General features: G+C 43.6%; 17 protein-coding genes. 3 read left to right on the top strand and 14 right to left on the bottom strand.

The genetic code is table 11. The annotated features are described in order from the left end of the window. Positions 1 to 3: 3 nt before the first annotated feature. From nuoM to ndhC, 12 genes are all read right to left on the bottom strand, one after another. Positions 4 to 1,608, bottom strand: a complete 1,605-nt coding sequence (gene nuoM / locus B9T23_RS12335; RefSeq protein ID WP_171263101.1) for an NADH-quinone oxidoreductase subunit M — start codon at positions 1,606 to 1,608, stop codon at positions 4 to 6. Between the two features lie 7 nt (positions 1,609 to 1,615). Further along, on the bottom strand, positions 1,616 to 3,511 hold the full coding sequence (nuoL, locus tag B9T23_RS12330) for an NADH-quinone oxidoreductase subunit L (protein WP_086194301.1): 1,896 nt from the start codon (positions 3,509 to 3,511) through the stop codon (positions 1,616 to 1,618). Next, complete coding sequence (gene nuoK, locus B9T23_RS12325; protein ID WP_067726428.1) at positions 3,508 to 3,816, bottom strand: NADH-quinone oxidoreductase subunit NuoK; 309 nt, start codon at positions 3,814 to 3,816, stop codon at positions 3,508 to 3,510. Before nuoK ends, nuoL begins: the two co-directional genes overlap by 4 nt. After that, on the bottom strand, positions 3,816 to 4,334 hold the full coding sequence (gene nuoJ, locus B9T23_RS12320; protein ID WP_171255231.1) for an NADH-quinone oxidoreductase subunit J: 519 nt from the start codon (positions 4,332 to 4,334) through the stop codon (positions 3,816 to 3,818). Before nuoJ ends, nuoK begins: the two co-directional genes overlap by 1 nt. Then, complete coding sequence (gene nuoI, locus B9T23_RS12315) at positions 4,334 to 4,876, bottom strand: NADH-quinone oxidoreductase subunit NuoI (RefSeq protein ID WP_067726432.1); 543 nt, start codon at positions 4,874 to 4,876, stop codon at positions 4,334 to 4,336. The genes nuoJ and nuoI overlap by 1 nt, the downstream gene beginning before the upstream one ends. 18 nt (positions 4,877 to 4,894) lie before the next feature. Continuing rightward, complete coding sequence (gene nuoH / locus B9T23_RS12310; protein ID WP_067726434.1) at positions 4,895 to 5,911, bottom strand: NADH-quinone oxidoreductase subunit NuoH; 1,017 nt, start codon at positions 5,909 to 5,911, stop codon at positions 4,895 to 4,897. Between the two features lie 3 nt (positions 5,912 to 5,914). Beyond that, on the bottom strand, positions 5,915 to 8,599 hold the full coding sequence (nuoG, locus tag B9T23_RS12305; protein WP_086194300.1) for an NADH-quinone oxidoreductase subunit NuoG: 2,685 nt from the start codon (positions 8,597 to 8,599) through the stop codon (positions 5,915 to 5,917). An 11-nt stretch (positions 8,600 to 8,610) separates the two neighbouring features. After that, on the bottom strand, positions 8,611 to 9,939 hold the full coding sequence (gene nuoF / locus B9T23_RS12300; RefSeq protein ID WP_086194299.1) for an NADH-quinone oxidoreductase subunit NuoF: 1,329 nt from the start codon (positions 9,937 to 9,939) through the stop codon (positions 8,611 to 8,613). Further along, positions 9,936 to 10,445: an NADH-quinone oxidoreductase subunit NuoE gene (gene nuoE, locus B9T23_RS12295; RefSeq protein WP_067726440.1), complete on the bottom strand. Its 510-nt coding sequence runs from the start codon at positions 10,443 to 10,445 to the stop codon at positions 9,936 to 9,938. Before nuoE ends, nuoF begins: the two co-directional genes overlap by 4 nt. Before the next feature lie 14 nt (positions 10,446 to 10,459). Next, on the bottom strand, positions 10,460 to 12,247 hold the full coding sequence (nuoC, locus tag B9T23_RS12290) for an NADH-quinone oxidoreductase subunit C/D (protein ID WP_086194298.1): 1,788 nt from the start codon (positions 12,245 to 12,247) through the stop codon (positions 10,460 to 10,462). Between the two features lie 88 nt (positions 12,248 to 12,335). Further along, on the bottom strand, positions 12,336 to 13,013 hold the full coding sequence (locus tag B9T23_RS12285) for a NuoB/complex I 20 kDa subunit family protein (protein WP_086194297.1): 678 nt from the start codon (positions 13,011 to 13,013) through the stop codon (positions 12,336 to 12,338). A gap of 6 nt (positions 13,014 to 13,019) precedes the next feature. Then, complete coding sequence (gene ndhC / locus B9T23_RS12280) at positions 13,020 to 13,568, bottom strand: NADH-quinone oxidoreductase subunit A (RefSeq protein ID WP_067726446.1); 549 nt, start codon at positions 13,566 to 13,568, stop codon at positions 13,020 to 13,022. 625 nt (positions 13,569 to 14,193) lie between these two features. Between ndhC and B9T23_RS12275 the strand changes: the two genes are divergently transcribed. Continuing rightward, positions 14,194 to 14,550 carry a hypothetical protein gene (locus B9T23_RS12275; RefSeq protein WP_067726448.1) on the top strand — a complete coding sequence of 119 codons (357 nt, stop codon included), beginning with the start codon at positions 14,194 to 14,196 and terminating at the stop codon, positions 14,548 to 14,550. 44 nt (positions 14,551 to 14,594) lie between these two features. Here B9T23_RS12275 and bfmS read toward each other — a convergent pair whose 3' ends face one another. After that, the gene (bfmS, locus tag B9T23_RS12270; protein WP_086194296.1) at positions 14,595 to 16,253 is read right to left on the bottom strand and encodes a sensor histidine kinase BfmS; all 1,659 of its coding nucleotides are present in this window, start codon (positions 16,251 to 16,253) and stop codon (positions 14,595 to 14,597) included. Positions 16,254 to 16,284: 31 nt separating this feature from the next. Continuing rightward, complete coding sequence (bfmR, locus tag B9T23_RS12265; RefSeq protein WP_067726452.1) at positions 16,285 to 17,001, bottom strand: response regulator transcription factor BfmR; 717 nt, start codon at positions 16,999 to 17,001, stop codon at positions 16,285 to 16,287. A 588-nt stretch (positions 17,002 to 17,589) separates the two neighbouring features. Between bfmR and B9T23_RS12260 the strand changes: the two genes are divergently transcribed. Both B9T23_RS12260 and B9T23_RS17010 read left to right on the top strand, forming a co-directional pair. Continuing rightward, complete coding sequence (locus B9T23_RS12260) at positions 17,590 to 20,424, top strand: ribonucleoside-diphosphate reductase subunit alpha (protein ID WP_086194295.1); 2,835 nt, start codon at positions 17,590 to 17,592, stop codon at positions 20,422 to 20,424. Between the two features lie 139 nt (positions 20,425 to 20,563). Further along, complete coding sequence (locus B9T23_RS17010; protein ID WP_228139769.1) at positions 20,564 to 20,695, top strand: preprotein translocase subunit YajC; 132 nt, start codon at positions 20,564 to 20,566, stop codon at positions 20,693 to 20,695. Positions 20,696 to 20,819: the final 124 nt, after the last annotated feature.

The raw sequence follows: 20,819 nt of genomic DNA, 5'->3' as shown, positions 1-20,819 counted from the left end.
GGCTTATTGGATCTCCACATTTTGTTGCGATACGACTTGTTGAGTCGCATCGACAACTTCTTGAACTGGGATATAGCTATTTGCTAACCACGCCATGCTTGAATTTGAAATATCAAGGAAGCTTTGTGGGTAGATACCAAGCCATAGTAGAGCAACGGCACAAACCAACAAAATAACAATCTCACGTGAATTCAAGTCTTTCAGTGGGTTTGTATAATGTTGTTTTTGCTCTTCGTTTGGCGTACCAAACATTGCTTTGTGGATAAGGATCAAGCCATAAAGACCTGCCAACACCAAGCTGATTGCTGCCAAAATGGTAAAAGTTGGGAATTTTTGGAATGAACCCATAAGAATCAGGAATTCACCAATAAAGTTACCTAGACCGGGAATACCCACAAGGGCCGCAACAAAGAACATCAAGAAGAATGGAAGGTATTGGAACTGACCACGAATACCGCCCATTTTACGCAAGTCACGGGTATGTAAACGTTCATACACTTGACCACACATAATGAACAATGCAGCAGATGAAATACCATGTGCCAACATCATGATCATTAAGCCTTGGAACGTTAAGATATTACCTGCGTAAAGTGCAAGCAACACAAAGCCCATGTGCGAAATAGATGTGTAAGCCAGTAAACGTTTCATATCGGTTTGTTGGAAAGCACACCAAGCGCCGTAGAACACACCAATTAAACCGAAGATGATCGCGATGTCTGCAAACTGTGCAGAAGCCGCCGGGAAGAACGGAATAACGAAACGAAGCAAACCGTATGCAGCTGTCTTAATCAAGATACCTGCCAAGTCGACAGAACCTGCTGTCGGAGCTTGAGCATGCGCATCTGGTAACCAGCCGTGCAATGGGAACACTGGAAGTTTTACAGCGAAACCAATGAACATACAAAGCATCAAGGCATAAGCCACTGATGGTAACTGTGCATCAAGCGTATTCGCCACACCTAACAAGTAGTTGTAATCAAATCCGATCATGCCTGTCATCATGTAACCGTAAACCACGAGGCCTAGGATACCGATGAGCATGATTAAACCTGCTACTTGGGTATAGATGAAGAACTTGGTCGCTGCATATACACGTGATTTGTTGTCCGCGCCCTTATGACCCCATAACGCAATCAGGAAGTAGATTGGTACAAGCATCATCTCCCAGAAGAAGAAGAACAGGAACAAGTCAATCGCTAAGAATACACCGATCACCCCCCCCAAAGACCATAAAAGGTTTAAGTGGAAGAAGCCAACGTTCTTTTGAATCTCACCCCATGAACATCCAACTGCAAGTACACCCAGTAATGCAGTCAAGCCGACCATAAGAAGTGAAAGACCATCCACCGCTAAGTGAATGTTAATGCCGAGGGTTTGAATCCAAGGCAGCATGAATTCGGCAGACCAAGTCGGAACTTTAGCGCCTAATTCATAGTTATAAGTACCCGATTGCCACAGCGAAACAGTTAAACCCAAAGTGATGAGCATACCGATCAAGGCAATATAACGTGGCAATTTGTCATCGAACTTGTCGACTAACCAGCAAATAAAACCTGCAATGAACGGTACCAGGATCAGCGCGGGTAAAATCCAGTTGTTTGTGATTTCCATCTTATTTCCCCACTACCTGAATCACGATCAAGATCATCAGCAATACCACTACACCGAGTGACATACTTGATGCGTATTCACGCAATGAACCTGTTTGACGTGAGCTTGTGAAGCTATGACCACCTTTAACAATGGCAGGAAGCACTAACCACAAACCATCAATTGGATCACGACCTAAAATTTTCGCGATAAGCAAATATGGTTTTACAAATACGATGTTATACAACGCATCAAAACCAAGTGCATTACGGCAAATATTGGCAAGACCCGCACCTAATGTAGTTTCTGCAAAAGCTTTAACGGCTTTGTAAGCAAAGGCAAATAGGATCACGCCCACTACAAGACCGGCAAGTGCAATACCGACTGCTGTATATTCAGCACCGTGTACACCTGATTCCAGTGCTTCAGGAATAATAAACGCCGGAATTTTCGCAGAGTTTAAAATTGCTTCTACTGGTGCTTTTAAGAAGTAAGCCAAACCAGTTGAAAGTACCGCCAAGATACCCAACGGAGCCCAATAAGTCGCACCTTTGATTTCGTGATACGGTGTGTTTTCTTTACCAAAGAATACAACCCAGATTAAACGGAATGTATAGATTGAAGTTAAGAACGCACCAGCAACACCGACCCAGTACAAGCTGTTATATACAGGAAGATTTGCAATGTGGCTTTGTGCCCAAACTGCACCAAGGATCGCATCTTTCGAGAAGAAACCGATGGTCAAGAATGGAATTGCAGCCAATGCACCGCCACCAATCGCGAAGCAGGCAAACAAGAATTTGTTATGTTTAAACAAGCCACCCATTTTGAAGATGTTTTGTTCGTGGTGGTAAGCCATAATCACCGCACCAGACGACAAGAACAATAATGCCTTGAAGAATGCGTGTGAAAGCATGTGGAATAAGCCTGCTTGATAAGCTTCAGCACCGACAGCCATAAACATATAACCGAGCTGACTCATGGTTGAGTAAGCCAAAATACGTTTGATGTCTGTTTGAACCAATGCAGCAAAACCAGCAACAATCAATGTTACCGCACCCGTAATCGAGATGAACATCATCACTTCAGGTGTCATTTCAAATACAGAGAACATACGGCAGCACAGGTAAATACCTGCAGTGACCATTGTTGCAGCATGGATCAATGCAGAAACAGGTGTAGGACCTGCCATCGCATCGGCTAACCATGTTTGTAATGGAATTTGAGCAGATTTACCGGCAGCACCCAAGAACAACATTAAAGATGTCCAGATCGCAAGTGAATGATCACCCGCTAAAACTTGAGGTGCATTGGCAACGATTGTTCCGATATGCAAAGTACCAAATTGTTGGTAAAGCAAGAACAATGCGATCAGCAAGAATACGTCACCGATACGGGTTACGGTAAATGCCTTGATTGCCGCAAAACCATTTTCAGGTTTCTGGTAGTAGTAACCAATCAGCAAGTATGAGCAAAGACCAACGCCTTCCCAACCCAAGAACAATAACGCCAGGTTATCGCCAAGGACCAATAACAACATGCTCGCTACGAACAGGTTGAAGTATGAGAAGAAACGTGCAAAGTCTTCATCACCATGCATGTACCATGATGCAAAGATGTGGATTAAGAAACCTACACCCGTCACCATGCCCATCATCAGTAATGATAGACCGTCTAGATGCAAGCTCATGCCCGGTGCTAAACCACCCACGTTGAACCAAGTCCAAAGATGTTGAACTTGAGCCACTGAGCCATTCTCGACAAAGCCCATACCAGCGATTAAAGCAAATAAAGCAGAAAGACCTACTGAACCTACCCCAATAATGGCTGCCACACTTTCAGGAAGCTTGTTACGCCCCGCCGCTAAAAGGATAAAACCAATGAGCGGAAATAATACTGTTAAATATAAATAACTCATCCGCGCATCTCACTAGCAGCATCCACATCCAAATGATGGAAGCGATGGTAGAACTGAAGGACGATCGCAAGACCAATACATGCCTCTGCAGCAGCAAGGGTTAAAATCAAGATGAACATGATCTGTCCATCTGGTTGTAACCATGCGCTACCCGCTAAAACAAACGCAAGTGCAGCTGCGTTCATCATCACTTCAAGGCTCATTAACATAAATAATAGGTTGCGTCGCACCATTACACCGTAAAAACCGAGTGCAAAAAGAATGGTTGCAACGATCAAACCATGTTCTAAAGGGATGTTGCCCATTATTCTTTTTCCTTTTCTGCACTTGGTTCACGTTTACCTAAATGGAATGCTGCAACCAAGGCTGCAAGCAATAACATCGCGGCAACTTCTACCAATAGTAAGTAGTGAGTAAAGAGCGCTGTACCAACAGCTTTAGGTCCAATCACTTCTGTGCCCATGACAGGACCAGCAGTGGTGTAATCTGAACCGAGCATCCAGACAAGCACTAAGCCCATAAGGAAACTCACCATTGCAGGATATGCCCATGCAGATGAAGTAAGCCACTTACGTTCCTGATCAACCGTATGTTGACCCAGATTCAGCATCATCACCACAAACACGAACAACACCATGATCGCGCCGGCATAAACAATAATTTCCAGCGCACCAGCGAATGGTGCACCGACGATCATGAACATACCTGCAACTGCAAGCAATGAAACGATCAAGCTAAGCAATGCATGTACAGGATTCGCGTTGGTGACAACGCGAATCGTAGAGACAATGGCCACAAGTGCCATCAAATAAAATGGCCACATCATGGTAATAAGCTCCGTACGTCAACAGGCGCGCTTTCGCGTTGTGCTTGACCTTTATCTTTACCTGCTACAGCCATACCGGATACGCGGTAGAAGTTGTAGTCAGGATATTTACCAGGACCTGAAATGAGCAAGTTTTCTTTCTCATAAACCAAGTCTTGACGAACGTATTCGCCTAATTCGAAATCTGGTGTCATCTGAATTGCAGTCGTTGGACATGCTTCTTCACACATACCGCAGAAAATGCAACGAGAGAAGTTGATACGGAAAAACTCCGGATACCAACGACCATCTTCTTTTTCTGCTTTTTGTAGTGAAATACAGCCCACCGGACAAGCAACCGCACATAAGTTACATGCGACACAGCGCTCTTCGCCATCTGGGTCACGTGTTAATACAATACGACCACGGAAACGCGGCGGAACAATTTGTTCACCTGGTACTTCTGGATATAAAATGGTGTCACGTTTACGTGTCACGTGGCTAAAAACCATCCACAATGAACGTACGATTGACCCGAATCCAGCTAGAATTTTATACATTTTGTACTCCCTGCTGTCCTAGGCCTGATTCATCAGAATCACAGCACCAGTCACCAACAAGTTGACCAACGCCAATGGCAAACAAATCTTCCAACCAAAGTTCATCACCTGGTCATAACGTGGACGCATTAACGAACCACGTGCCAAGACAAACATCATTACAAAGAATGCTGTTTTGATAATGAACCAGAATACTGGTGGAATAAATGGAATTTCTAGGTTGAATGGCGCTAACCAACCACCGAAGAATAAAGTTACGATCAGTGCTGAAATAAGAACCACGTTGACATATTCTGCAACGAAGAACATACCCCATTTCATACCGCCGTATTCGACATGGTAACCTTCCGCCAATTCTTGTTCAGCTTCTGGTTGGTCAAATGGATGACGATGTGTTACCGCAACACCAGCAACAATAAAGATCAAGAAACCCAAGAATTGAGGAATAACGAACCAGACATCACGTTGTGCTTCAACAATTTCGCGCATGTTGAATGAACCCGCAATTGCGACCACACCCATCAGCGAGATACCCAAGAACACTTCATAAGAAATGGTTTGAGCTGCAGAACGAAGACCACCCAATAACGCATATTTGTTATTTGAAGCCCAACCACCAAAAAGCACTGCGTACACTGCAATACCTGCCATTGCCATAAAGAACAATAGCCCGATACTCATGTCAGCAACACCCAGTGTTGGACTTACAGGAATCACCATGAACGAAAGTACCGCAGTTGCCATGGCAACTGCTGGTGCTAAACGGAAAGTGAGTTTGTCAGCAAACTTAGGTGTCCAATCTTCCTTAAACATGATTTTCAGCATGTCGGCAACGATTTGGAACATCCCCCCAGGACCAACACGGTTTGGACCGTAACGGTCTTGCCATAATGCAAGTAAACGACGTTCGATGAATGACATCAACGCAGCGACAAGCACCACCACAAGCAAGATCACAATCGCTTGGACTACAGAGTAAGCGATTGGCCAGTTCTCAGCCCAAAGCGGTGTTTGACGTATTAATTCTTGTTCCATGAATTACACTCCTACCGCGACTGATACAGGCTCTGCAAGTGAAAAAGTTGGTGCAAGACCAATTGGATAACCAATATAACCTGTAGGTAAATATTCAATCACTTGAACTGGAAGGCTAATGCTTGCCTCACCTGATTTCACAGTAATTTTTTGACCGTCTTGAACATTTAAGCGTGCTGCATCTTGTTCACCCACTGCAAATACCGCTTCAGGAATACGCGATTCCATTGCAGGTGTTTTTACAGTGAACTCACCAGAACCGAAAATGTGGTGCATCGGCACTAAACGGAAGCTTTCCGGATGTGCAACGACTGGCGTTGGAGCAACAAAAGTACGTGCAGGACGTTTTTTCAGACGATCGAATAAACGAACACCTGAATCACCACCTTTTAAGTGACCACCCACGTTATCTTGGAATTTGTTCCAAGCTTGTGGAGAGTTCCAGCCCGCAGACCATGCAAATGGTACCAGCGCTGATGGTGTTTGATTCCCCACATAACCTTCCATAGAGAATGTTAATGCAGAATCGATATCGATCGGTTGTTTTGGTTCATGTACCGATAACGGCGCACGCATTGCAGTACGACCTGAATAACGACGTGGTTCACGCGCAATTTTCAAGCCATGCACACGGTAACCCGCATCTGGAGCTACATCTCGAATCGCTTCAAGTGCAGGAACATTTTTCGCAACAGATTCAATCACGTCATCCAGCAATGTCCATGAAATCGCCTTACCTTGTAAGCCAGTTTCAAGGGCATGTAACCAACGCCATGATTCTTTAATTGCATATTCTGGTTTGTAGTAGCTTGGGTCATACACTTGGTAGAAACGTTGTGCACGGCCTTCCTGAGATACTACAGTACCATCACCTTCCGCGAAGCTTGCCGCTGAAAGTACAATCGATGCTTTCGCAACAGTTGCAGTTTCCGCATGATCAAGCACGATCACTTCATTTGCTTTGTCAAATGCTGCATCAACTTGAGCTGTTGGTAAACGACGGTATAAGTCATTTTCAACCACGATGATTGCATCGTAATCTTGAGCGAATGCTTGTTCTAAGCTTAAACCACCGAAGATTGCCAAGCCCATTGAGTTCACTTCAGGAACAGTCAATGTAAGACCCGCATTTGAACCCAGGTTTTGCGCAACTTGTGCAGCCGCTTCCATGATTGCAGGATCTTGCAAGCTTGTACCAGAGATGATCAATGGTTTTTTCGCAGCTTTTAATGTGTCAGCAATGGTTTGCGCAAATGCTTTCGCATCGTCATCCAAACCAGTGATGTTCTCACCTGCGACTGCTGCAGCAACTGCAAAACCTAAACGCGCGATGTCGTTTGGAGAAGCAACCACTTCGCCTGTCGCAACATCAGACAAACGAGTTTGAGTCGCAGCAAGGATGTAAATCGGAGATTTCGCATCTTGACCAATACGTTGTACCGGTTCAGCCAACCACTCTTGAGTACGACGTTCTGCAGCCATTTCTTTGGCTTTATTTTTCGCAGCCTGGCGAACAGACAATGCCATACGTGGTGCAGTTTGAGTTAAGTCTTCACCCAGAATCAACACTGCATCGTAGCTTTCGATTTCACGCATCGTCGGATTATAAACACCCTCGGTTTGCATGATAGAAGCAGCAAGTTCAACCAGGTTTTGCTCTTTTTGAGACAGACCTGTAGAGAAGTTGTCTTGACCGACCAGTTCGCGAAGCGCGAAGTTCGATTCAAGAGATGCACGTGGAGAACCAATACCCAATACTTTTTTGCCCTGGATACTTTCAATCACGGTATCAAGTGCCTGATCTACAGAAACTGTAGTCACGTTTTCACCTGAACGGAATTGTGGTTGACGTGGACGATCTTCACGGTTTACATAACCCGTACCGAAACGACCTTTATCGCAAAGGAAGTATTGGTTAACGTCACCGTTAAAGCGGTTTTCTACGCGGCGAAGTTCACCATAACGCTCACCCGGAGAGATGTTACAACCTGAAGAACAGCCTTGGCATACGCTTGGCGCATACTGCATGTCCCATTTACGGTTATAGCGTTCTGAGTGAGTTTTGTCGGTGAATACACCCGTCGGACAGACTTCAGTCAAGTTACCCGAGAATTCAGATTCTAGAGTCCCTGATTCAGGACGACCGAAGTAAACACGAGAAGCGCTCGCATACACACCAAAGTCTGTACCGCCTGCGTAGTCATTGTAGTAACGAACACAGCGGTAACATGCGATACAACGGTTCATTTCATGAGAAATGAATGAGCCTAGCTCTTGGTTGTAATGGGTACGTTTGGTGAAACGGTAGCGACGACGGTCGTGCTGTGTCATCACAGTCATATCTTGTAAATGACAGTGACCACCTTCTTCACACACTGGACAGTCGTGTGGATGGTTGGTCATCAAGAATTCAACAATAGAAGCACGGAAATCTTTCGCTTCTTTGTCTTCAATCGAGATGTAGGTATTGTCAGATGCAGGCGTCATACATGACATGACTAAACGACCACGCGTATCTTCTGGATTCGCGTACTGAGTCACGGCACATTGACGGCAAGAACCGACAGAACCTAAGGATGGATGCCAACAAAAGTATGGGATGTCAATACCAAGACTCAAACATGCTTGTAGCAAGTTTTCCGAGCCGTTGACTTCATACGATTTGCCATCGACATGAATTGTAGCCATAGTCGAATTCCTTAAGCTTGTTCTACGTTGCTAGTTTGAGCGGCGGCATTGACAACCTTCGCTTCAAATTCGCCACGGAAATGTTTGAGTGCGCCCATAAGCGGTTCCATTGCACCTGGAGCGTGAGCACAGAAAGTCTTACCAATCCAAAGCTTACGAGTAAGTTCTTGTAAGTGGTCGATATCTTCTTTCTTACCTGTACCATTTTCCAATGCTTTAAGCGCTTTAACCGCCCAAGGTAAACCATCACGGCAAGGCGTACAGAAGCCACATGATTCACGCGCAAAGAATTCTTCAAGGTTACGTGTTGCTGAAACCATACATTGGGTTTCATCAACCACCATGAGTAGACAGGTACCTAAACGTGAACCTGCTTTCATGATGCTTTCTGCATCCATTGGCAAGTCGATATGCTCTGCTGCCAAGAAGTCAGTAGAAGCACCACCTGGTAACCATGCTTTTAATTTAAGACCATCACGCATACCACCGGCATGATCTTCAATCACTTCACGCGCAGTCGTACCAAATGGCAGTTCCCAAAGACCCGGGAATTTCACCTTACCTGACGCACCGTAAATTTTTGTACCTGGATCTTTCGATTTACCTTGAGATAAACCGATATACCATTCAGGACCACGTAGCATAATTGCTGGTAAGTTGTTGTAGGTCTCTACGTTGTTGACAATCGTAGGACGACCCCAAGCACCTGCAACTTGCGGGAATGGCGGTTTGGTACGTGGATTGGCACGGCGACCTTCAAGCGAGTTAATCAATGCAGTTTCTTCACCGCAAATATAACGACCCGCACCAGTATGCACGTGTAAATCAAAGCTCCAGCCAGTACCGAGGATGTTGTCACCCAGGTAACCTTTGGCACGAACCTGCTCAAGCGCTTCATTTAAGTACTGCGCAGCTTCGATGTATTCACCACGGATGAAGATATAACCTTGAGTTGCTTCTAATGTATAAGCAGCAATCAGCATCCCTTCAATCAATTGGTGTGGAAGATCTTCCATCAACAAACGGTCTTTGAAGGTACCCGGTTCCATTTCATCGGCATTACAGATCAGGTAACGAGGACCGCCATCATTTGGCGCCATCAATGACCATTTAATCCCTGCCGGGAAACCTGCACCACCACGACCTTTTACAGTTGCAGCTTTAACAACATCAAGCACTTCAGCCGGCTTCATGGCAATGGCTTTTTTAAAGCCTGCATAACCTTCAAGCGCTTCGTAATCATCAGCATTACGAACATTGGCTTGTTTGCTTAAACGCCAAGTGAGTGGATGAGTTTCCGGGTTACCGTCACCGTAAATTGGTTTTGGTTCAGTATTCATAGATACTTCTCCAATAACTGTTTAATTGAAGTCACTTCAACCAATCCGTGAGTGTCTTCATCAATCATTAACGTTGGACCTTTGTCACAGTTACCTAGGCAGCAAATCGGCAGTAAAGTAAAACGACCGTCAGCGGTAGTTTGACCAAACTGAATACCGAGTTCACGCTGGAACGCTTCAGCCAAAGTTTCTGCGCCCATCAGGAAGCAAGCAATCGAGTCACATAACAAAATTACGTGACGACCAACAGGTTGGCGATAGATACGGTTATAGAAAGTAGCAACACCTTCTAAATCTGCAACGCTCATAGAGAGCATTTGTGCAATCGCATTCATTTGCGCATCATCAACCCAACCGTTACGGCGTTGAACGCATTTCAATGCATCCAAACATGCCGCACGCGGGTACGGATAATGTTCAATGTGATGTTCGATATCGTGGATTTCTTCCGAAGTTAAAATCCCTTCAACATTCACACGTGGTTTTTTATCAGTCAAAATCATCATAATGCGTTTACCCCTTAGCGATCCACGTCAGCCATAACGACGTCGATAGTCGCTAAATAAATGATCAAGTCAGATACAAGACTGCCGTTAATCACGGAAGGCATTTGCTGTAAGTGCGTGAAGGTTGGTGTACGGATACGGGTACGGTAACTCATGGTTGACTTGTCTGAAGTCAAGTAGTAGTTCGATGCACCTTTTACCACTTCTGCCATCACAGAAGCTTCACCTGCAGGCATAACAGGACCCCATGACACGCTTAAGAAGTGCGTAATCAAAGTTTCAATATCTTGTAATGTCTTGTCTTTTGGCGGTGGAACAGCCAATGGATGATCCGCTTTATATGGACCAGACGGCATGTTATCTAAACATTGCTGGACGATTTTGAGCGATTCTTCAATTTCACGGAAGTGAACAAGAACACGCGCATAAGCATCGCCTTCATACTCTAAAGGCACGTCGAAGTCGTAGTTTTCATAACCGCTATAAGGACGGTATTTACGAACGTCGAAATCAATACCCGTAGCACGTAGACCAGTACCTGTTACACCCCAAGCCAATGCAGATTTTGCATCGTATTGCGCAACATTACGGGTACGACCAATAAACACAGAGTTTTTCAGCGCAGCTGTGTAGTACTCTTTCAAACGACTTGGCATCCATTCGAGAATTTCACGAATAAGTTTTTGCCAGTTGTTTGGAAGGTCGTGTGCAGTACCACCGATACGGAACCATGCCGGGTGCATACGGTAACCCGTGATCGCTTCGATTGCGTCATAGATTTTTTGACGATCGGCGAACATATAGAATACTGGTGTCATACCGCCGGCATCTTGAATTGCAGTACCGATATATAACAAGTGGTTATTGATACGGAACAATTCAGACATCATGACACGGATACATTGTGCACGGTCAGGAACAGTGATTCCTGCCATTTGTTCCACACCTAATACATAAGGCATGTTTTGAGCACAACCACCCAGGTAGTCAACACGGTCGGTATAAGGAATGAATGAATGCCAGGTTTGACGTTCAGCCATCTTTTCCACACCACGGTGGTGATAACCGATGTCAGGCACACAGTCTTTCACTTCTTCGCCATCTAACTGCAAAATTACACGGAATGCACCGTGCGCAGATGGATGGTTCGGACCCAAGTTCAAGAACATGAAGTCTTCGTCGGCATTACCGCGTTTTAGACCCCAATCTTCAGGAACAAAGCGCAAGTGTTCTTGCTCGAAATCCTGTTTCGCCTGGTTCTGCATATACGGGGTATATTCAGTCGCACGTGCAGAATATTCTTTACGAAGCGGGTGACCTTCCCAATAAGTTGGCAACAAAATACGACGGAGCATTGGATGCCCTTCGAAGTTAATGCCGAACATATCGTATGCTTCACGTTCGTACCAGTTGGCATTTGGCCAAATGTTGGTTGCTGTTGGAAGATTTACATCATTCTCATTCAACGCAACTTTAATACGAATATCACTGTTACGCTCTAGCGATAACAAGTGGTAGAACACGGTGAAGTCAGACGCAGGTAAACCGTCGCGATGGGTACGTAAACGCTCATCTACCGCTGACAAGTCGAACAACATCACGTATGGACGTTCTACTTTCCGCAAGAACATTAAAACGTCTTGTACACGTGCGCGCTCAACCCAGACCGTTGGAAAATCTTCAAAAGTCGCTTGCACGTAGAAGTTCTCACCAAACTTGGTTTTGAGATCTTCTACAATTGCAAATGCTGGGCGTGAATCAACTGGAGTTGATTCTGGCATAGCAATGTCAGTTTCAGCCATTGGCTTGGCTTCCTATTTAATACAAATTCAAGTCAACTTTAACGACAATTACACCCAGACCGGGTGCATCAATATTTCATCGTTAAAATTATTCAATTTCATCCATAGAGCGCAAGTTTTTCACTGCAATACGTTCAGCATTCTTACGGTCACGTTCTGGCTGCATCTTTGGCTTATATACTGGCTGAAGATCATCACCAATGACCGCTGAAAGTGGACGGCGCTCTAATTGAATTTGGTCTTGTAACAACATTAATGCTTGCAACAATGCTTCAGGGCGTGGTGGGCAACCTGGGATGTACACATCGACAGGAATGATTTTATCCACACCTTGTACAACCGAATAAATGTCGTACATACCGCCAGAGTTTGCACAAGCACCCATTGAAATTACCCATTTAGGCTCTAACATTTGCTCGTATAAACGCTGAATTACAGGTGCCATCTTCACGAAGCAAGTACCTGCAACAATCATTAAATCCGCCTGACGCGGTGAAGCACGAATAACTTCGGCACCGAAACGTGACATATCATGCACACCGGTTAAGGTGGTTGCATATTCTACGTAACAGCATGACGTACCAAAGTTAAAAGGCCATACAGAGTTTTTACGGCCCCAGTTTACAGCTGTATGTACCACGTCCTCTAAACGAGTCATGAATACATTCTTATTCACTTCTTCTTCAAGCGGATCGGTAACGATCTGACGCTCCTGAAGTGGATATTGATCAGCATCCGGATTCGCACGGGTTAATGTATATTTCATCCCGAGTTACTCCTTAATAGATGATGTAGCCGGTGTTTTTGCTTTCACACGACCAGAAGATTGAGCTGGAATTTGACCTGTAGGGTCCATGACCAACTCTTCGATGGAGTTAAAGCGAGTAATGTCTGCAAGGTTCATATTTGCTGAACCCATTTTCGATGCCGTAGCTGCTGATTTTCGACGGTCAGTAGGAGCCCAATTCAACGCGCCTACTTTCACTGCATAAATCAACGCAATCAATAAATCGACCACAAAAATGACAACAGTTGTAAAACCGAACCAACCTACCTCACGAACCGATGTAGCCCATGCGTAGAGATAAAGTGCTTCTAAGTCAAATACTACAAAGAAAATCGCCACCAAGTAGAACTTAGCAGACAAGCGGATGCGTGCTCCACCAGCACCTACCACACCTGACTCAAATTGCTCTTGCTTCGCACGGCCCCATGACTTACCCCCAAGGAGTAAAGGAACTGTGAGCATAAAGACGCAAAGAAATGTAACGCCGATCACGAAGGCAATAATTGCCCAATCGTATGGAGTAATGGCACTCATGCGGGGATAACTCCTGGCAGGCCTAATTTATTAACAAAGAATGTATGTATTGGCCTTCAAATACACCAAACACAAAATTAATCCCGCCAATTGTACCTGATTTATGATTTCACTTGCTAGCTTATAAGCCTTAGTCTTTTGGATGATTTTTTAGTCATTTTGCCTTTTTTTCAAAGCTTAAGCCCTATTGTTTATCTAGCAATCGCTTTATTAAATCAAAAAAAGAAAATTGATTATTTTTTTCAAATTCATGAAATCCAGGTTCATATTTTCTAGAAAAATCCAAATTATAGTGTCATCTATTTATACAAGCACATCTTCAATCAGCGTAAAACGATCAAACTTCGGTCCAATGTCTTTCTGGCTCCCACTCTCACATCAAACTATTGTTGTTTTATTTCTCCCATAAAGATCAGCGCTTTTAGCAATACGATGATAAATATGAGAACTCTTTTTAGTCTGTTATTTTTTTAAAGCACTAACATCTATATAAAGCAATAAACACGACCTCGTAGTACATATTTTGTGTGTTTTTTTGCAACTCTAATGCATCTCATGATGATCTCCCCCCCTATTTATGCTATTCCTATCTGTATTCGTAGAACAAAGAATAAGGAGCAAACACATGGGCTTAGCATACAAACACGAATCTGAGTATTTTTTCTTTGCACAGCTCTTAGTGCGTCATGTGGAAGGGTATATTGAAAAACATCCAGATGCCCAGGATGCAATTTTCGACCTTCGTGATATTTATGAACTTTTCCGCCAAGACTTTGCTTCTGCAACCACAAATCTGGATGCTATTTTAAATATTGCAGATCAATATAAAGTTGAAACACTGAACGGCGATCAAAAGCTGATTAGTCATTACGCCGTCGATCCTAAAAACAATTCTTTGCTGCTGGATTTCAATGCTGAGGCTCTAGAAAGCCTGAGACAAGGCAAACCCATTATTGAACCCGATGCTACTCTTCACGAATAAACCATAAATAAAGCACCGAATCCGGTGCTTTTTTATTACATTGTTTAAAACTCTATGCTGTCTTTAGTCATACCTGTTTTCTTGCCAGATTTATTAAATCTTTTTACAGGCCATGTCATGGTAAAACGCGCTCCACCCAAAATCGGGCTTGTATCGACATCAATATTACCGCCAAACCAGTACGCAATACGACTGACAATAGACAAGCCCAAACCATAACCACCAGAAGCACGGGTACGACTGTCATCTAAACGTGCAAAAGCTTCAAAGATGCGCTTGCGCTCTTCTTCGGGAACCCCTGCACCATCATCTTCAACTTGTACATAAGCCAGACCTTCATCATTGATCCCTCCGCTTACAATCACTTTATGATCACAATATCGAACCGCATTACCCACCAAATTCTGCACTACACGGTGTAAATAACGACGTTCAGCATCCACCACAATATTAAGAGGTGGTGCTTGAAGCTCGATTTCTTTTTGTGTTTTTAGTGCCTCAGTTTCAACGACAACTTGATCTAATACGTCAAATAAGACAATTTTTTCAAAATCTAACGAAGGCGTACCCTGCTCGAGTTTTGCATAGGTCATGATTTCATCAATCAAGGTATTCAGCGCCTCAATATCCTTATCAATCTGTTCAACCTGTTGCAAGCGATATTCATAATCATCTTCTTCTGCCAGCATTTCCATACCAAAACGGATACGTGCCACAGGTGTGCGCAGTTCATGCGAAACTGCACGCATCAATTCACGTTGCGCTTCAATCAGGCGCTGAATATGATCTGACATACTGTTGTAATTGGTCGCCAGACTTGCCATTTCATCGGTACCATCGACCGGTAAACGCAAGGTCATGTCCCCTGACTTCATGCGATGCAAGGCATAATTCACTTCACGCAAACGACGCTGCATCGGTACAAGCAAGCCATATACACCTAGACTCAGCACAAACAAGCTGAGCAAGGTAATCCCGGCTGCAAGCTGGAAAGGCATCCAGTTGAATAGCGGCACAGGACCAAGCACCAACACCTCAGAAGGTGAACTTGGCATAGGTGAAACAATAGAAATTGTAGTCCCACGAACCGACGCACTGTCACGGTATAAAATAATACTGTGATCTAATCGAAGTCGACCAATCTGTTCCGAATCAAGTGGAAGGTTTTGAATTTTTTCAATTTGAATGGGATAAGCAAAATTCGATTGAATTTTTGCAAGATATTCTTTTTCTTGTCCCGGGTAATACACCAGATAATCCAGAATAAAAATTGGCAACGCTTTCATTTGACGTTCGCCAATTTTATCTACTTTTATATAAAGCAAATGTTTTGGATCATCTTTCAGGCCAATAATCACGTAAGCAATCGAGTTTTGTGCATCATAACGAACCGCAGCTTTACGCTCATTAATTCGTCTTTGCTCGGTACGCGATAAATCAACTTTATTTGCATCTACATAATAAATGGGCAGTTCCAGCAAATCAGAAGCATCAGAAATCCAGTCTTTTTTCTGTTGCTCATTCGGCTGCCGTGCGATGCCCTCGCTAATAATATAAGACACACCATCGGTTAAAGATTCACGATATTCTTGCGCACGCTGGTAATTAATAATCTGTACCAACAGGTAGCCAAATACTGCGACCAAGGCGACTAAAATTACTAACCCCGCATAAATACGCAAGAATATACTGTGTTTAAACAAGAGGATGTCCTATAAAAATTAGGTACAACGATTAAAGACCGTTGGTTTCTTTAACGAACAAATAACCTTTACTACGTACTGTTTTAATACGTTTTGGATTTTCAGGATCATCACCAATTTTTGGACGAATACGTGAAATACGCACGTCGATTGAACGGTCTTGACCATCGTATTCAATACCGCGCAGACGCTCAAAAATATCTTCACGAGATAGAATGCGACCCGCGTTTGAAGCCAATAACCATAACAAGTCATATTCAGCACTGGTAAAGTCAACCAACTCACCATTCAAAGTCACCGAACGACCACCGTTATCGATTACAAGATCATCAAATTCGATGCGTTGTGCAACTTCATCTTCAGGTGCCTTGTCTGTACGGCGCAGTAATGCACGAATACGGGCTAAAAGAACACGTGGCTGAACAGGTTTTGCCACATAGTCATCCGCACCCATTTCCAGACCCAAAACCTGGTCCATATCTTCAGTACGTGCAGTTAACATCAAAATCGGTTGATGATAATGTGGACGAACTTCACGACAAATGGTTAAACCATCTGCACCTGGCAACATCACATCCAGTACCACCAGATCTGGTTGTTCAGCAATGATACGACGGATTGCGCGATTACCGTCAGGTTCTACCCCAACTTCTAATCCATTACGAATCAGGTATTCTTGAGTCAAACGTGCAAGACGTTCATCGTCTTCAACAATTAAAATTTTAGGTAACTTTTCTTCTTGGCTCATAAAATGCCCCTTTATATGGATTAAGGTATCCTTAAAAATCCAACGGATATGCTTTAATATATTCAGCAATATACACACGTTTACATTGTAAACAAGATGGCATTCACCAAACTGATACATCAAAGTGGTTTTTTGTTATATTTTTATTAAGTGTTGAATTAATTGATATTTTCAAATTTAATGCCCATTTCAGCCATTTTATCGATACATCTTGTTACAAAATGTTGATTTTATATACATTTTGCCATTTTGTTCAGAATATGAGTAATTAATCGCACTCTTTTAACTTATCCACAATGTTATCTATAAGCACTTAATCCGAGCTTTGTTATGCTAGACCCCTGTCTAATCAGGCTTATACAAGAAACATAAAAATAGAGATTTTTTTGCAATGAGATATTGCGGAGAAATAGAAAAATTTTTACTAAAATGTCAATATTGATCTAAGCTCATTTTTCCCGTATCTTGTGTACAATTCGATTTTAAACCACTAGTTCTTGTGTTTATTCCTCAAACACTGAGATGAAATTTCGTCCAGTTCAAATGGTCCACACACATAACAATAGATGACAATGGAGCTATGCCCACATGAGCGTAATCACTTCAATTCCTGGTCAACTTCAGGTGATTAAACGCACCGGTGATGTTGCTACTTTTGATGCGGAGAAAATCTCTGTCGCGATAGGTAAAGCTTTTCTGGCTGTAGAAGGTCAACAAAGCGCTGATTCAAGCCGTATTCATGACCGTATAGAACAACTCACTGAAATGGTGATGAATACTTTTAACCGTCGTTTACCGTCAGGTGGCACGATTCACATTGAAGAAATTCAAGACCAAGTTGAACTTGCGCTTATGCGTACCGGTGAACAGAAAGTTGCACGCGCGTATGTCATCTACCGCGATCAACGTGCTGATGCCCGTAAGCAGACTGGCGCACACCACCACCCGACTTTACAAGTCACTGCTGCAAATGGTCAGCTTCAACCGCTTGACTTGGGCGCGCTAAAAGCACATGTAGAAAAAGCGGCTGAAGGTCTGGAAGGTATTGATGTTCAAGCGATCGTCGATGAAACCATCAAAAACCTGTATAACGGCGTAAAAGAGTCTGACATCGCAACAACGATGATGATGGCGACCCGTACCCGTATTGAACAAGAACCGAATTATACTTATGTAACTGCACGTTTACTTCGTGACAACTTGGTTGCTACAGGTTTAGAGTTCCTGGGTCTATCTACAGACACCAACGAAGGTGATGCTTTAGAAACTTTCTTAAAGAAAGGGATCGAGCTTGATCTTCTATCTCCAGAACTTCTTAACTTTGACCTTGCGAAATTGGCAGCTGCGATTCAACCAGAACGCTCAAACCAGTTCACATACTTAGGTCTGCAAACATTATTTGACCGTTACTTCATCCATTCAAATGGCATCCGTTTTGAATTACCGCAATTGTTCTTCATGCGCGTTTCAATGGGTCTGTCATTAAATGAAGAAAACCGTGAAGATCGTGCCATCGAGTTCTATAACTTGTTGTCTAGCTTCGACTACATGGCTTCAACACCTACCCTATTTAACTCTGGTACTTTACGTCCACAATTGTCTAGCTGTTACTTAACCACCATTGGTGATGACCTGTACAACATTTATGGCGCAATGCGTGATAACGCAATGTTGTCTAAATGGGCAGGCGGTTTAGGCAATGACTGGACGCCAGTTCGTGCCTTGAACTCGTACATCAAAGGGACAAACGGTAAATCACAAGGTGTTGTTCCGTTCCTTAAAGTGGCGAATGATACTGCTGTTGCGGTAAACCAAGGCGGTAAACGTAAAGGTGCAGTGTGTGCATACCTTGAAACTTGGCACTTGGACATCGAAGAATTCCTGGAGCTTCGTAAAAATACCGGTGATGACCGTCGCCGTACACATGACATGAACACTGCAAACTGGGTTCCAGACTTGTTCATGCAACGTGTATTTGAAGATGGCGATTGGACTTTATTCACGCCTTCTGAAACGCCAGATTTACATGATTTAATGGGTGCAGAATTCGCTGAGCGTTATGCTTACTACGAAGGCATCGCCAAAGAAACAAACATGTTGCACAAAGTTATTCGTGCAAAAGATTTGTGGCGCAAAATGCTGTCTATGCTGTTTGAAACTGGTCATCCTTGGATCACATTCAAAGACGTATGTAACTTGCGTTCACCACAACAACACGTGGGCGTAGTGCATTCATCTAACTTGTGTACAGAAATTACTTTGAACACCAGTGAAGATGAAATCGCGGTATGTAACCTGGGTTCAATCAACCTTGTACAACACGTTCAAGGCGGTGTGTTAGATCGCGAAAAATTGGCGCGTACAGTAAAAACTGCTGTTCGTATGCTTGATAACGTGATCGACATCAACTACTACGCTGTACCACAAGCACGTACTTCAAACATGAAGCATCGTCCAGTGGGTATGGGCATCATGGGCTTCCAGGATGCTTTATATGAAATGAACTTGGCGTATGGTTCTGATGCTGCGGTTGATTTTGCCGATGAATCGATGGAAGTGATCAGCTACTACGCGATTTCAACTTCAAGCGACTTGGCTGTTGAACGTGGTACGTATGAGACATTTAAAGGTTCATTGTGGGATCAAGGCATCTTGCCAATCGACTCTTTAGATATCGTTGCTAAATCACGTCCAGAACGCATGTTCGAAGTTGACCGTACCACTCGTCTGGATTGGGATACTTTACGTAGCAAAGTTCAAAAAGACGGTATGCGTAACTCGAACGTGATGGCGATTGCTCCGACTGCAACCATCTCGAACATTTGTGGTGTTTCTCAGTCAATCGAACCGACTTTCCAAAATCTGTATGTGAAATCTAACCTTTCTGGTGAATTCACAGTGATCAACCCGTACCTGGTACGTGCGTTAAAAGATCGCGGTCTTTGGGATTCAGTGATGGTGAACGACCTTAAACACTTTGAAGGTTCTGTTCAGAAGATTTCGCGTATTCCTGAAGAGCTTAAAGCAATCTTCGCGACTGCGTTTGAAGTTGAGCCACGCTGGATTGTGGATGCTGCATCACGTCGTCAAAAATGGATTGATCAAGCACAGTCTCTTAACCTTTACATCTCTGGTGCAAACGGTAAGAAACTAGACATGACTTACAAAATGGCTTGGTTACGTGGTCTTAAAACCACTTATTATCTTCGTGCATTGGGTGCGACTTCTACAGAGAAATCGACCATTAACACGGGTGCATTGAACGCAGTAAAATCAAACATGGGCCCTGCTGTTATCACTAGCGCACCTGTGGTTGAAGAAGCGAAAAAACCTGAAGCAGTAGCTGAAGATGATTTTGCTCAAGCGGCTCCAGTGCCATTGGCATGTTCAATTGACAATCCTGATTGTGAAGCTTGCCAGTAGGGCTGAGTTTTAAATCCTCCCCGACCCTCCTTTGATAAAGGAGGGAGATTCCTCGAAGCAAAAATGGGATGCAAGTCCCCCTTTGCAAAAGGGGGATTTAGGGGGATTCCAGAAATCAAAAAAAATAAAGGAAATTTCCATGCTCCATATGACTCATAACTACATGTTAGGACTCGCGGTTCTGGTTATTTCCTTTATTGTTTGTTTTTACGTGCCTCTTACCTATGCATTTGTTAAGGTTCGAGCACAACAGCGTAAGCAAAATAAGTAGTGTGGGTATCTGCTCTATCGAACAAGTTTAGTGCTTTCATCGGCAAAACTTAATTTTGCTTACACGTAATAAGCGTATAGTAGACATCTTCGTTTGTGAGATGTCAGATAACAGATATAAGCAT

Origin of the sequence: Acinetobacter terrae (assembly GCF_002135195.1) — a bacterium.
Taxonomy (GTDB): domain Bacteria; phylum Pseudomonadota; class Gammaproteobacteria; order Pseudomonadales; family Moraxellaceae; genus Acinetobacter; species Acinetobacter terrae.
Note: the sequence above shows the minus strand (reverse complement) of the source record. Positions and strands in the feature narration are given on the sequence as shown.

Bases quoted from the DNA above. Each gene is read 5' to 3' on its own strand.
- nuoL (WP_086194301.1), bottom strand. From the start codon at position 3,511: ATGAGTTATTTATATTTAACAGTATTATTTCCGCTCATTGGTTTTATC.
- nuoK (WP_067726428.1), bottom strand. From the start codon at position 3,816: ATGGGCAACATCCCTTTAGAACATGGTTTGATCGTTGCAACCATTCTT.
- nuoJ (WP_171255231.1), bottom strand. From the start codon at position 4,334: ATGTGGCCATTTTATTTGATGGCACTTGTGGCCATTGTCTCTACGATT.
- nuoI (WP_067726432.1), bottom strand. From the start codon at position 4,876: ATGTATAAAATTCTAGCTGGATTCGGGTCAATCGTACGTTCATTGTGG.
- nuoH (WP_067726434.1), bottom strand. From the start codon at position 5,911: ATGGAACAAGAATTAATACGTCAAACACCGCTTTGGGCTGAGAACTGG.
- nuoG (WP_086194300.1), bottom strand. From the start codon at position 8,599: ATGGCTACAATTCATGTCGATGGCAAATCGTATGAAGTCAACGGCTCG.
- nuoF (WP_086194299.1), bottom strand. From the start codon at position 9,939: ATGAATACTGAACCAAAACCAATTTACGGTGACGGTAACCCGGAAACT.
- nuoE (WP_067726440.1), bottom strand. From the start codon at position 10,445: ATGATGATTTTGACTGATAAAAAACCACGTGTGAATGTTGAAGGGATT.
- nuoC (WP_086194298.1), bottom strand. From the start codon at position 12,247: ATGGCTGAAACTGACATTGCTATGCCAGAATCAACTCCAGTTGATTCA.
- B9T23_RS12285 (WP_086194297.1), bottom strand. From the start codon at position 13,013: ATGAAATATACATTAACCCGTGCGAATCCGGATGCTGATCAATATCCA.
- ndhC (WP_067726446.1), bottom strand. From the start codon at position 13,568: ATGAGTGCCATTACTCCATACGATTGGGCAATTATTGCCTTCGTGATC.
- B9T23_RS12275 (WP_067726448.1), top strand. From the start codon at position 14,194: ATGGGCTTAGCATACAAACACGAATCTGAGTATTTTTTCTTTGCACAG.
- bfmR (WP_067726452.1), bottom strand. From the start codon at position 17,001: ATGAGCCAAGAAGAAAAGTTACCTAAAATTTTAATTGTTGAAGACGAT.
- B9T23_RS12260 (WP_086194295.1), top strand. From the start codon at position 17,590: ATGAGCGTAATCACTTCAATTCCTGGTCAACTTCAGGTGATTAAACGC.
- B9T23_RS17010 (WP_228139769.1), top strand. From the start codon at position 20,564: ATGCTCCATATGACTCATAACTACATGTTAGGACTCGCGGTTCTGGTT.